At 71.6% G+C, this 12,464-nt stretch carries 11 protein-coding genes; 5 read left to right on the plus strand and 6 right to left on the minus strand.

Annotated features, from left to right (window positions below; all coding sequences use genetic code 11):
- Nucleotides 1-21 precede the first annotated feature (21 nt).
- The 4 genes from ACFSC0_RS02655 to ACFSC0_RS02670 all read right to left on the minus strand — a co-directional run bounded on the left by ACFSC0_RS02655 (nt 22) and on the right by ACFSC0_RS02670 (nt 3,403).
- Nucleotides 22-951 carry a M56 family metallopeptidase gene (locus tag ACFSC0_RS02655; RefSeq protein WP_377280660.1) on the minus strand — a complete coding sequence of 310 codons (930 nt, stop codon included), beginning with the start codon at nt 949-951 and terminating at the stop codon, nt 22-24.
- Nucleotides 941-1,309 (minus strand): BlaI/MecI/CopY family transcriptional regulator, encoded by a 369-nt coding sequence (locus ACFSC0_RS02660; protein ID WP_377280659.1) that lies wholly within the window; start codon nt 1,307-1,309, stop codon nt 941-943. The genes ACFSC0_RS02655 and ACFSC0_RS02660 overlap by 11 nt, the downstream gene beginning before the upstream one ends.
- A 39-nt stretch (nt 1,310-1,348) precedes the next feature.
- Nucleotides 1,349-2,191, minus strand: a complete 843-nt coding sequence (locus ACFSC0_RS02665) for an alpha/beta fold hydrolase (RefSeq protein WP_377280658.1) — start codon at nt 2,189-2,191, stop codon at nt 1,349-1,351.
- Between the two features lie 69 nt (nt 2,192-2,260).
- Nucleotides 2,261-3,403, minus strand: a complete 1,143-nt coding sequence (locus ACFSC0_RS02670; protein ID WP_377280657.1) for an SDR family oxidoreductase — start codon at nt 3,401-3,403, stop codon at nt 2,261-2,263.
- A gap of 362 nt (nt 3,404-3,765) precedes the next feature.
- On the opposite strand from ACFSC0_RS02670, the gene ctrA reads away from it, so the two are divergent.
- The 3 genes from ctrA (at nt 3,766) to ACFSC0_RS02685 (ending at nt 8,736) form a co-directional block, all read left to right on the plus strand.
- Nucleotides 3,766-4,461, plus strand: a complete 696-nt coding sequence (gene ctrA / locus ACFSC0_RS02675; protein WP_329634694.1) for a response regulator transcription factor CtrA — start codon at nt 3,766-3,768, stop codon at nt 4,459-4,461.
- A gap of 107 nt (nt 4,462-4,568) precedes the next feature.
- The gene (locus ACFSC0_RS02680; RefSeq protein ID WP_377280656.1) at nt 4,569-6,959 is read left to right on the plus strand and encodes a M20/M25/M40 family metallo-hydrolase; all 2,391 of its coding nucleotides are present in this window, start codon (nt 4,569-4,571) and stop codon (nt 6,957-6,959) included.
- A gap of 139 nt (nt 6,960-7,098) precedes the next feature.
- Nucleotides 7,099-8,736, plus strand: coding sequence for a M10 family metallopeptidase C-terminal domain-containing protein (locus ACFSC0_RS02685; protein WP_377280655.1), 1,638 nt, complete (start codon nt 7,099-7,101; stop codon nt 8,734-8,736).
- Between the two features lie 62 nt (nt 8,737-8,798).
- Here ACFSC0_RS02685 and ACFSC0_RS02690 read toward each other — a convergent pair whose 3' ends face one another.
- On the minus strand, nt 8,799-8,984 hold the full coding sequence (locus tag ACFSC0_RS02690) for a hypothetical protein (RefSeq protein WP_377280654.1): 186 nt from the start codon (nt 8,982-8,984) through the stop codon (nt 8,799-8,801).
- A 74-nt stretch (nt 8,985-9,058) separates the two neighbouring features.
- Entirely contained in the window at nt 9,059-10,123 is a 1,065-nt protein-coding gene (locus ACFSC0_RS02695; RefSeq protein ID WP_377280653.1) for an amidohydrolase family protein, read from the minus strand.
- Between the two features lie 156 nt (nt 10,124-10,279).
- Here ACFSC0_RS02695 and arsC point away from each other — a divergent pair, with 156 nt between their 5' ends.
- Nucleotides 10,280-10,630 (plus strand): arsenate reductase (glutaredoxin), encoded by a 351-nt coding sequence (arsC, locus tag ACFSC0_RS02700; RefSeq protein WP_377280652.1) that lies wholly within the window; start codon nt 10,280-10,282, stop codon nt 10,628-10,630.
- Between the two features lie 187 nt (nt 10,631-10,817).
- The gene (locus ACFSC0_RS02705) at nt 10,818-12,167 is read left to right on the plus strand and encodes a M23 family metallopeptidase (RefSeq protein WP_377280651.1); all 1,350 of its coding nucleotides are present in this window, start codon (nt 10,818-10,820) and stop codon (nt 12,165-12,167) included.
- Nucleotides 12,168-12,464: the final 297 nt, after the last annotated feature.

A 12,464-nucleotide genomic window follows, 5' to 3' on the forward strand; every position in this document is an offset into this window, starting at 1 on the left:
AACTGGTGGTGAAGATTCCGCTCAGGGCCGGGGCGGCAGAACGACCGGCGGCAGGGCGTCCGGGCCGGCCAGCAGGACGTGCATCACCGGCGGAGCCGGGACGACGAGGACCTTCGGCTCGGGTGGGGGGCGGACGGGCTGGGCGCTCCAGGCGGACACCCCGGCGGCGATGGCCAGCGCGCCGGCCGTCAGCGCTCCGGCCAGCCGCCGCGCCTCCCCCGGGGCCGGCGCCGCGAGGCGGCCGATGCGGGTCTCCAGGGGATGGCGGCCGCGTCCCAGCCAGTGGCAGCCCAGCGGGGGGCCGGAGGCCGCCAGCTGGGTCTTCAGCAGCGCCTGGGCGTAGGCCCGGCGCGCCGTCGGCCGGGCGGCGAGAACGGCCTCGTCGCAGGCCAGCTCCTGGTCCAGGCGCGCCTTGGCGGCGGCGTAGTGGATCAGCGGATTGAACCAGTTGACCAGCTGGAAGGCGGCGATGAAGGCGTTGACGCGCGGATCGCCGCGGTCGAGGTGCGCCAGCTCGTGGGCGCGGATCAGCGCCTGCTCCTGCACGCTGTAGCGGCTGCGGAAGTCGCTGGGCAGGACCAGCCGCGGGAAGAAGACGCCGGCGACCGCCGGCCCCGCCCGCCCTTGCCGCTGGCGCAGCCAGAACCGGAGCTGGGCCAGGGCGAAGACGGCGAGGCTCGCCCCGACGCCGGCCAGCCACAGCATGGCGAGCGCTTCGGCGACCTGCGAGCCCAGCGCGGGCCCGTGAGCGGGCAGGCTCGCGCCCTCGTCGGCGATCCGGGCCGGAAGCAGGCTCCCCGCCCAGGCGAGCGGGACGAGGCTCCACAGCGCGTAGCCGGTCTGGGCGCCGAAGAGGCGCGCGGCGGGGCTGCGCAGCGCCAGCACGATCAGGACCGCCGCCGAGGCGGCGAGGTTGGCGCGGACCAGGGCCTCGATCAGCTCACTTGTCATCGCCGAGCTCGTCGATCAGGCGCTTCAGCCGCTCGACCTCCTGCGGCGTCAGCTTGCGGTGCTCGGCGAAGTGGGCGACCAGCGGCGTCAGCTCGCCGCCGAACAGCCGGTCCAGCAGGTTCTGGCTCTCGGACTGCACGTAGTCGGCGCGCTGCACGAGGGGGACGTATCGGGTCCGCCCGTCGATCCGCTCGGAGCGGATGGCCTTCTTCTTCAGGAGCCGGTTGATCAGCGTCTTGACGGTCGCCGGGCCCCAGTCCTCGCGCGTGCGGACGTCGGCGATCAGCTCGTCCGGCGTCAGCGGGGCGGTGCGCCAGAGGCTCTCCATGACCTGGCTCTCGGCGGCGGTGATGTGCATCCGGGCAGCAGACTACGGGCGTAAGCCGGCGTCAAGCGCTCAACCGGCGACGCGGTCCAGCCAGGCCTTCAGGTCGGCGACCACCTCGGCCCGGTTGGTCTCGTTCAGCATCTCGTGCCGCCCGCCCGGATAGACCTTGAAGGTCACGTCGAGGCCCGCCTCGCGGTAGCGGTCCACCAGCGGCGTGACCCGCGCCAGCTTGTCGTTGATGGGGTCCTCGTCGCCCACGAAGATGTAGACCGGCAGGCCCTTGCGGACCTCATTCAGGTAGCCCGGATCGGCCGCCTGCTCGCCGATGGTGCGGAACGAGGCGCCGGACTCGGGCGTGAAGCGGATGCCGCACAGCGGGTCGGCGATGTACTTGTCCACCTCGGCCGTATCGCGGGACAGCCAGTCGTAGGGCGTGCGCGGGTTCTCGAAGGCGCTGTTCGGATCGCGCCGCTCGCCCCGGGGCAGCCAGGTGGCCGCCGTGCCGGAGAGGACCAGGGCGTCGATCAAGCCGTGGTGGCGGGTCAGGTAGACCTGGGCGAAGGCCGCGCCCATCGAATGGCCGAACAGGATCAGCGGCAGGCCGGCGTGGTCGGCGCGGATCTTCTTCGACAGCACCGCCATGTCGGAGATGGCCGCGGCCGCGCCGCCGGGGCCGAAGTCGCCGAGCCTGTCAGGGCCGGCGGTCGCGCCGTGGCCCCGGTGGTCGGCGGAATAGAGGACGTAGCCGGCCTCGATGATCGGCGTCAGCGGCTCGAGGTAGCGCAGCGAGTGCTCGCCGGCGCCGTGCGCCAGCTGGATCACCGCCTTGGCCGGCGCCGAGCCGGTCCAGCGGAAGGCGGCGATCTCCGCGCCGTCCTCGCCACGATAGCCGAACCGCTGCTCTTCAATCATGCGCGCCTCCCCTGCCCCGCCGCCCGCCGGCGCGGCCTAGAACCCCTGCTGCAGACCAGATGGCGAAGTTCAGCGCAAGGCGCGGGCGACCTGCAGCGTCTGGCGCGGGTGGCGCAGCGCGTAGCGGGCTGCGGCCATCGGCCGACGGCGGACGGCGCGCACCGCCAGCGGCCGCACGGTGCGGGCCAGCAGCGGCCGGGCCGCCGCGCCCAGCTGCTTGCGGCCCAGCCAGGCCGCGGCGAGCCCGAGCGCGAAGGCGCCCAGGCCGATGGTCAGTCCCGGCCGCTTGCGCGCCTCGGTGTAGACGCTGAACTTGCGGCCGCGGAAATGCGGGGTCGAAACGCGGCCGTCCTCGGCGGGACCGTAGAGATTGTCGCTCGCCGGCTTCTCGCCCTTGCGCTTGCTGAGCGGCGGGAAGGTCGCCCCGAACAGCCGGTCGGCGAAGTGAGGCGCCAGCGCGGCGGTGAGCGTCATCTGCCGTCCCCCCGCGCCGACGGTCAGCGTCCGCACGGGCCGCTGGGCCGCGTAGAGGATGGCGTCGGCGACCACCTCCGGCGCGTAGACCGGCGGCGGCACGCGGGCCGGCTTGTCCATGTAGTTGCGGGCGTGGTCGGAGAAGGGCGAGTTGATCCCGCTCGGCTTGATCAGGGTGACCGACACCGGCGAGTTGTGGCGCTGCAGCTCCATGCGCAGGGACTCGGTGAAGCCCTTCACCGCGTGCTTGGAGGCCGCGTAGGCGCCCAGGATGGGCGCGCCGATGTCCGACAGCACCGAGCCCACGTTGATCACCGCCCCGCCGCCCGGCTTGTCCGCCAGGTGCTTGGCCGCCTCGATGGAGCCGTTGACGACGCCGAAGTAGTTGGTGCGGAACAGCTGGGCGTGGTCCTCCAGCGGGGTTTCGGTGAGCTCGGCGTAGAGGCCGACGCCCGCGTCGTTGACCCAGGTGTCGAAGCCGCCGAAGCGGGCGATCGCCGCCCGGGCGATCTTCTCCACGTCCTGCGCGTCGCCGACGTCGGCGCCCACCGCGTGGGCGCGCCCGCCGGCGGCGTTGATCTCGGCGCAGATCGCCCTCAGGGCGTCCTCGTTGCGCGCGGCGAGCACGACGGCGGCGCCGGCCTTGGCCGCCTTCTTGGCGGTGGCCAAGCCGATCCCGGAGCTCGCCCCGGTGATCACGATCACCTGCTGGTCGAGAGGCTTCAGTCTGGGCCGCATGCGATGATCCCCTTGCTCCGCGGGCGGACGCTCGCCCCCTCCCGGGCGACAACCGCCCAGCTTGCCCTGGCGTTCCCGAAAGCCGCTCCAGGCGCGGCGGCTTGACGCAGGGGCCGGGCCGTCGCCGGAGTGGGGGTGCTTCGCGGCCGCGTCCAATCACAAAAGATTCAACCGGCGTCAGGAAGCGCGGCCTTCCGCCTCGCTTGTGGCGGAATCTCAAATCGCGTTAACCATTTCTTCGACGCGAGAGATTTCACCATTAACCAGTCTTAAATTAACTCGCTGGCAAGTTAACGGCGACGGCCTGCGGCATCGAGCGAATCTGCGGGCTATGACCGAGGTGCGGAGAGGAAGAGGGGCGGATGCGCGTACTGCTTATTGAGGACGACAGCGCCACAGCGCAGAGCATCGAGCTGATGCTCAAGTCCGAAGGCTTCAACGTCTATACGACGGACCTCGGTGAAGAGGGCGTGGATCTGGGCAAGATCTACGACTACGACCTCATCCTGCTGGACCTGAACCTGCCCGACATGAGCGGCATGGACGTGCTGCGCACGCTGCGGGTGGCGAAGATCAACACCCCGATCATGATCCTGTCGGGCACCGCCGAGATCGACACCAAGGTGAAGACCCTGGGCGGCGGCGCCGACGATTACATGACCAAGCCGTTCCACAAGGACGAGCTGGTCGCCCGCATCCACGCCGTGGTCCGCCGCTCCAAGGGCCACGCCCAGTCGGTGATCAAGACCGGCGACATCACCGTCAACCTGGACGCCAAGACCGTCGAAGTGAACGGCATGCGCGTCCACCTGACGGGCAAGGAATACCAGATGCTGGAGCTGCTCTCCCTGCGTAAGGGCACGACCCTGACCAAGGAGATGTTCCTGAACCACCTCTACGGCGGCATGGACGAGCCGGAGCTGAAGATCATCGACGTCTTCATCTGCAAGCTGCGCAAGAAGCTGGCCGCCGCCGCCGACGGCAAGCACCACATCGAGACCGTCTGGGGCCGCGGCTACGTGCTGCGCGACCCGCACGAACAGGTCGTCGCCGCCTGACCTGACGCCCCACCTCTCTTGTTAACGCCCGCCGTCGCTCCGGCGGGCGTTTTCGTTTCCGGCGAGGCTGTTTAGGTTCGCCCCTTCGAAGGAGCGGGAGCTGCGGGATGGGACGCACGATCGTACTGGCGCTCGCGCTGATCGCCGCCGCCCTGCTGGCCTGGCTGCAGCTCGACCCGCCCCGGGTCCGCCCCGCCGACGCCCCCGCCGACCGCTTCTCCGCCGAACGGGCGATGGCCGACGTGCGCGTCATCGCCCGCGCGCCGCATCCCATGGGCTCGCACGCCAACCGGCTGGTGCGCGACCACCTGGTGCGGCGTCTGACCGAGCTCGGGCTCGCGCCGGAGGTGCAGGCCGAGGACGTCTGGGACCAGCGCGAGGGGCGCGAGCTCGTCCTCGCCGGCGGGCGGGTCGAGAACGTCATCGGCGTCCTGCCGGGCCGGGACCGCGCGGCCCCGGCTGTGCTGCTGATGGCCCACTACGACAGCGTGCCGGGCTCGCCGGGCGCGGCGGACGATGCGGCCGGGGTCGCCGCCATGCTGGAGATCGCCCGGGCCCTGAAGGCGGGCGATCCGCCGGCCCGCGACGTGGTCTTCCTGTTCACCGACGGCGAGGAGGTGGGCCTGCTGGGCGCCCGCGCCTTCTTCGCCGGGCATGCGCTGGCGCGCCGCGTGGGTTTCGTCATCAACCTGGAGTCCCGCGGCGGCGCGGGCCGGGCGCTGATGTTCCAGACGGGGCCGGAGAACGGCGAGACCATCCGGCTGTTCGCCAGGTCCGCCGTGCGGCCGGCGGCGACCTCGCTCAGCCAGTTCGTCTACGAGCAGATGCCCAACGACACGGACTTCACCGTGCCGATGGAGGCGGGGATCCCGGGGCTGAACTTCGCCTTCGTGGGGCGCCCCTTCGAGTACCATTCGCCCACCGCGACGCCCGAGCGGCTCGACCGCGGCTCCCTGCAGGACCTGGGCGCCCAGGCGCTGGCCGCGACCCGAGAGGCCGCCACGGCCGAGGCCCTGCCGACCCGCACGCCCGAAGTGGTCTTCGCCGACCTGGCGGCCTGGGTGATCGCCTACCCGCCCATCGTGGGCTGGGCGATCCTGGCGGCCGCCGCAGCGCTGCTGCTGGTGGCCGCCGTCCGCGCCCGGCGGCTGGACGCGGCGGCGAGCTGGATGGACCTGGCGCAGGGGGCCGGAGCCTTCCTCTACCTGCTGCTGCTCGCAGCGGCCCTGCTGCGCATCGCCCGGCGGGCGACCGGCACGCCCTTCGGCTATCTGGACCAGTTCGAGCTCTATGCGCGGGGGCCGCTGTTCGAGGCGGCGCTGGTGGTCATCGGCCTGTCGGCCACCCTCTACGCCGCCGCGGCCCTGGCGCGCGGCAAGACGCGCATCGAGGCGGCGGCGATCCCGGCCACGGCCGGGCTGGCCTGCTCTCTGTTCGGCGGGTTCGACGCGGTCGGCGCAGGGATCGGCGCGGCCGGCGCGGTCCTGGGGCTGGTCACCTTCGGCCGAGCCGCCTCCCTTCCCGGCGCCTGGGCCGGCGTCCTGGCGACAGGCTTCCTGACCGCCTGCGCCGCACAGGCCGCGGCGCCCACGGCCGCGGTGCTGCTTGTCTGGCCGATCGCGCTGGCGGCGGCGAGCGCGGCCCTGGTGGCCCTGGCGGCGGTGAAGAGCTTCGTCGACACGCTGATCGCCGCCTTCGTGGCCGCGCTCGGCCTGGCCTGGCTCGGCCCCTACCTTCACATGTCGTTCCTGGCGATGGACCTGCCGGAGATGCTGGCGGTCTATGCGGCCCTGGCCGCCCTGTTCATCTGGCCGCTGGCCCATCCGCGGATCGGCGGCGGCGGACGGCTGACGGCGCTCGGCCTGCTGGTCATCGGGATCGCGCTGATCGGCGTGATCCGCTTCACCGATCCCTGGAGCGAGCGCCATCCGCAGCCGGCGACCCTGGCCTATGTGGTCGACACCGCCCGGCGGCAGGCCTGGCGCGTGGCCTCGGCCGGCGAGGAGACGGCCTGGGCCCGCCAGGTGCTCACCGCCGACGGCGGGACCATCGCGCGCCGCCCCCTGCCGCCCCTCTACCCCGAGCCCGTCGCCGCGGCCCCGGCCCGCTGGCTGGACCTGCCGGCCCCGGCGGCCACGCTGGCCACCGGCCTGGAGGGCGCCCGGCTGCTGTCGATCCTGCCGCCGGCCGGCGCCCGCAGCCTCACCATCGAGATCCGCCCCACCGTCGCGCTGGCCGAGCTGGCGGTCGAGGGCAATCGCACCGGCCTCACCGCCCCGGCGGGCCAGTGGACGCGCATCCGCTGGGTCGGCGACCCGGACGGCGTCTCGCTGGCCTTCCGGCCCGAAGGCGCGGGCCGGCTGGAGGTGCGCTACTGGTCGGCGGCCGACGCCTGGCCGCCGGGCGCGATCCCGCCGCCGCCCACGCCACGCAAGGTCATGCCCTTCGGCGCCTCCGGTGCGACGCTGGTCGTCGGCGAGCTGCAAGCGCAGTGGTAACTTATCACTGGTAACATGTAGCTAAGAGGCAGAATCCCTCTGGCGTTACATCTGTGACCATGCATCCTTCCGGTAGCGGGGGGTGCGGCTGCAACCGGCTGACGACCCTCCAGGACGCGACAAACCGAAGGGTCATTTGATGGTCGAAAGAGCTCTGAGCGGCGCTGCGCCGCTGAACTCGGGCGCGGATCCCGTCCTCGGCGACGAGGCGCTTCCGTTCCTGCTCGAAGACTATGCCGGCATCGCCACCTGGGCCGGCAAGCCGATCTACAACCACGACCAGGTGATCGGGCAGCTGGATTCCGGCCGCATCATCGCCGGCAAGACGATCACCTTCACCTTCCTCGACACGCCCCGCCCGGTGGGCATCTACAACAACCCGACCTACGGCCTCACCGAGCCCGGCGGCTACACCCCGTTCAGCGCCGCCCAGCGCGAGGTCGCCCGCGAGGCCATGGAGCTGTGGGACGACCTGATCCCGCAATCGATCGTCGAGAAGAAGGGCGTGGGCGCCGACATCGTCTTCGCCAACACCACCACCGGCCCGGCCCAGGCCCACGCCTACTATCCGGGCAAGGGCGTGAAGGTGCAGAGTGACATCTGGACCGCGACCCCGGAAGCCAACTGGACCAACCTGTGGCTGGACTTCAACGGCTACGGCCGCACCACCCTGGTGCACGAGGCCGGCCACGCCCTGGGGCTGACGCACCCCGGCGACTACGACTTCGGCGACGACAACGACGGGGACGGCGAGCCCGACCCGATCACCTACGAGGGCGACGCCTTCTACGCCCAGGACACGATGCAGTTCTCCATCATGTCCTACTTCAGCCCGCAGAAGAGCGGCGCCCAGCCGGTGCACACCGAACTGGGCCTGGTCGGCTACGCCCAGACCCCGCTGCTGCACGACATCCTGGCCATCCAGTCCAAGTACGGGGCCGACCCGACCACCCGGGCCGGCGCCACGACCTACGGCTTCAACTCGAACGCCGGAAACGAGGTCTACGACTTCGAGGTCAACCGCTCGCCCTTCCTGTCGATCTACGACGCGGGCGGGATCGACACCCTGGACCTCTCCGGGGCGGACGCCAGCGTCTTCCTCGACCTTCGGCCCGGCGCGTTCAGCTCGGCGGGCGTGCGGCCGACGCTCGAGGAGGCCAACGCCATCACCGAGGCGTTCAACGCCGTCACCGACGCGGACCAGGGCGACTTCGAGCTGTGGACCCAGGCCGACTGGGACGCCTTCCTGACGAACATCGGCAACATCGGCCACAACCGGGTGCTGGCGGACACCGGCGTTTCAGGCGTCTTCGCCCTGTCCCACCGGAACATCAGCATCGCCTACAACACGGTCATCGAGAACGCGACCGGCGGCTCGGCCCGCGACTACCTGGTCGGCAACCACGTCGGCAACGTGCTGATGGGCCTGGGCGGCAATGACGTCCTGAACGGCCTGGAGGGGAACGACACCCTGTACGGCGGGACCGGCCTGGACGAGTTCCGCTTCACCGAGACCGGCGGCAACGACCTGATCGCCGACTACGCGGCCGGCGAGCGGGTCAACGTCTCCGAGATCGACGCCAACGTGGCCACGGCCGCCAACGAGGCCTTCGTTCAGGCCGCCAGCTTCACCGGGGTCGCGGGCCAGATGGTCCGCAGCTTCGACGCGGGCGCCAACCTGACCACCTTCGCCTTCGACACCAACGGCGATGCGGCGGCCGACATGGTCATCCGCATCAACGGCGACGTCGCCGTGGGCGCCGCCTGGCTTTTGTAGAGGGTCCCCTTCCCCTCGAACTCGTGCCCCCGGCGATCCGCTCGCCGGGGGCCTTTTCTTGCCTAGAGGACGCTGCCGCCGGCGCCGCCGACGCCGCCGGTCCCGCTGGCGCCGCCGCTGTGCTGGCTGTTCTCATCGGTCTTGCGGGTGTCGGCCCCGCGATTGAGGGCGTTGCGCTCCTCGATCTTCGGCTTCGGCTGGACGCCGTGCTTCGGCTTGTTCTGGTTGGCCGGCGTGGGGGTGTTCATCGCGCATCTCCAATCCTGCGCGCCGTGCGGCGCTTCGATCGGAGCGAACGGGCGGGACGCAGGCCCGTTCCGGCTCAGGGCAGGGCCAGGCGGTAGACCCGGGTCGCCGTGCCGCTGAACAGGGCCGCCTTCTCGTCGGCCGAGCAGCCCTTGGCGAGGCGCTTGAAGGCGTTCCACAGGACGTCGTAGCTGCAGCTGCCCAGGTCCACCGGGAAGTTGCTCTCGAACATGCAGCGCTCGGGCCCGAACGTCTCGATCGTCGCCTCCACATAGGGCCGCCACTCCGCGGCGAGCTGCTCTGACGACGCCGGCGGCCGGCTCTGGAACGAGGCGAAGCCTGCGAACGGCATGGCCAGGCCGCCGACCTTGACCACCACGTTCGGACAGCGGGCCAGCTCCGCCAGCGCGTCGCGCCAGACGCCGAACCGCTCCTCCCGGCGGCCGGCGTAGGCCCCGATGCCCAGCGGCGTGCCCACATGGTCGAGGATGATCGGGGTCTCGGGGAAGGCGCGGGCCAGGTCGGTCAGCTCACCGATCTGCGGCTCCAGCAGCCAGGCGTCGAACGACAGGCCCAGCGGCGCAAGGCGCGCAAAGCCGCGCCGGAAGGCGTCGGAGGCGTAGAGCCCCGCAGCCCCCCGATGCAGCGGCCCCAGCACCGCCGGGTCAGCGTCCCATGAGGCGCTGTGGCGGATGCCGCGGAACCGGTCGGGGGCGACCTGGAGGTGGCGCTCCAGCGCCTCGGCGACGAGGCCCTCGTCCTGCGTCAGGTCCACATGGCCGACGATGCCGGCGCAGGCTCGCACCTCGCCGTAGATCCCGCTGGCGGTCATCGCCGCGACGCCGTTGACGAACTCCGTCTCGCCGACCGGGCGCAGGTGGGCCGGCCCGTCGGCCCGGTACATGGCCCCGCACTGGACGAAGACCGTGGCCCGCACGTTGTGGCCGCGCCGCAGGTCCGCCAGCAGCTCGTCCAGCAGATAGCGGGGCGAGAGCCGCGTCAGGACCTCGAACGGGTGGCGGGGCGGCGGCAGGTCGGCCCCGCGCGCGGCGGGCCGGTCCCACAGGTGGTGGTGCGGATCGACGATCGGCAGCTCGGGCTCGAGGATCGGCTCGGCGGGCGTGGTCGCGGCTTCGGTCATCTGGCGCCTCCTCCCGCAGGAGGGTGACAGCTAGCGCCGGGCCGGCGCAACCAGTCACCGAAAGGCGCCGGCGCCTGGTTGGGCGCGGCCCTACCTGTCACCCCTCCCGCCAGCTCTGTCTTGGCGCTGTCACAATCGGTGGGCTAAACCCCCGCCATGAGCGACGTGGTGATCTATCACAACCCCGCCTGCGGCACGTCCCGGAACACCCTGGCCCTCCTGCGGGAGAAGGGGATCGAGCCGCAGGTCGTGGAATATCTGAAGGCCGGCTGGACGCGCGAGCAGCTGGAGGGGCTGTTCAAGCGGATGGGCGTCAGCGCCCGAGACGCCCTCAGGGTCAAGGGCACCAAGGCCGATGAGCTCGGCCTGACCGACCCTTCCACCTCCGAAGAGGCCATCGTGGCGGCCATGGTGATGGACCCGATCCTGGTCAATCGGCCCATCGTCGCCACGCCGAAGGGCGCGGCTCTCTGCCGGCCCGCGGAACTCGTTCTGGGTCTACTTTGAGTATAGCCGCAGCGCGCGACCGAATACCGCAACGGTCGCAGGCCCCTTGAGACGAAAAACCCTGTGGGGCAACGCGTTACCTGCCGTTAACCTACTTACGAGCAGCATGATTCGGCCTGCCTCGGCCGGCTGTTAACCAACAGCCTTCACTCGGTACTTACCGCGACATCGTCAGTTCGGGGGCACGATGCAAGAATTCGATCCACGACGGCAGACCTTCCGATTTGCGCCCGCCGCCGCCGGCGTCGGCGCCCTGGCGATCGCGCTGCTGGCGTGGAAGGTGACCTCGCCGCAGGACGCCGGCCCGCAGGCGCCGCCGCCGCTGGATCCGGCCGCCATCGCCGCCCTGCAGCACCAGGCCTTCGCTGCGGCCGAGGCCCAGCCCGGCTTCACCCGGCCCGAGAACGTGGCGGTGAAGATCCTGCCCGGCGAGACTTTCGAGGCCGCCGTCCGCCGCGCCGGCGTCGCCCCCGACGAAGCCCGCCAGGCGGTGAGCGCCCTCGGCGGGGCCATGGACGTGGTCAACATCAAGGCCGGCCTGAAGTTCGACGCCGCGGTCGCCAAGCCCGAGGGCGAGAACGGCCCGGCCAAGCTGATCGGCCTGTCCCTGCGCACGGGCCCGGCCAGCGCTATCACCCTGTCCCGCAGCTTCGACGGCGCGCTTCGCCTGCGCGAGATGGAGGAGGAGGTCCGCGAGGAGCTGACCGTCGCCGACGGCGAGATCCACGGCTCGCTCTACCAGAGCGCCGCCAAGCTCGGCGCGACGCCGACCATCACCGGCCAGATGGTCAAGCTGTTCTCGCACAAGGTCGACTTCCGCGAGATCCAGCCGGGCGACCCGTTCGTGCTGGTGTTCGGCCGCAAGGTCACCGAGAGCGGCCGCACCGTCGACACCGGCGAGCTGGAATACGCCGAGTTCAAGGGTCAGCGCTTCTACCGCTTCGAGCGGCCCGGCGGCGGGGTCGAGTACTTCGACGAGACCGGCAAGAACATCAAAGGCTTCCTGCTGCGCACCCCGGTCGACGGGGCGCGGATGACCTCCCGCTTCGGCATGCGCCGCCACCCGATCCTCGGCTACAACCGCATGCACCAGGGCATCGACTTCGGGGCCGGGACCGGCACGCCGGTGTTCGCCGCCGGCGACGGCGTGGTGGTCGAGGCCCGCCGCTGGGGCGGCTACGGCAACTGGGTGCGCGTGCGCCACTCGGGCGGCTGGGAGACCGGCTACGCCCACCTTTCCCGCTACGCCAAGGGCATCAAGAAGGGCCAGCGCGTCCGCCAGGGGCAGGTGATTGCCTATGTGGGCTCCACCGGCGCCTCGACCGGACCGCACCTGCACTACGAGGTCTGGCTGAACGGCCGCCGCGTGAACCCGATCGGCGCCAAGGTCCCGCAAGGCACGGTGCTGGCCGGCTCCGAACTAGCCGCCTTCAAGGCCAAGAAGGCCGAGATCGAGCGCCTGGTGGCCGCCAAGGCCGAGACCCGCCACCTGGCCGAGGCCGCCCCCCGCCTCACCACCGCCAGCCTGGCGCGATAATCCACTCTCCCTCCCCTACCTCCCTCGCGCAGCGGCGGGAGGGGGACTGCCCGCCGAAGCCGGCGCCCGCCGGCTGAAGAGCGGGGGGTGGAGGGGGCGAGCCACCTGCACCGCCTCTCCACCTCGCGCGCTGTCGCATTGCCCGGCGCCGCGCCTGCGGCTCGCCCCCTCCACCAGTCGCTCTTCGCTGCGCTCGGCGCCTGGTTCCCCTCCCGCCGCTTCGCGGGGGAGGTAGAGGCGGCATTTGTCGTCGCCACCGTTGACGTTCCGCCCGCTCTGACGCCTGCTGCCGCAGCG

The sequence above is a fragment of the Phenylobacterium terrae genome (assembly GCF_042681205.1).
Taxonomy (GTDB): Bacteria; Pseudomonadota; Alphaproteobacteria; order Caulobacterales; family Caulobacteraceae; genus Phenylobacterium; species Phenylobacterium terrae.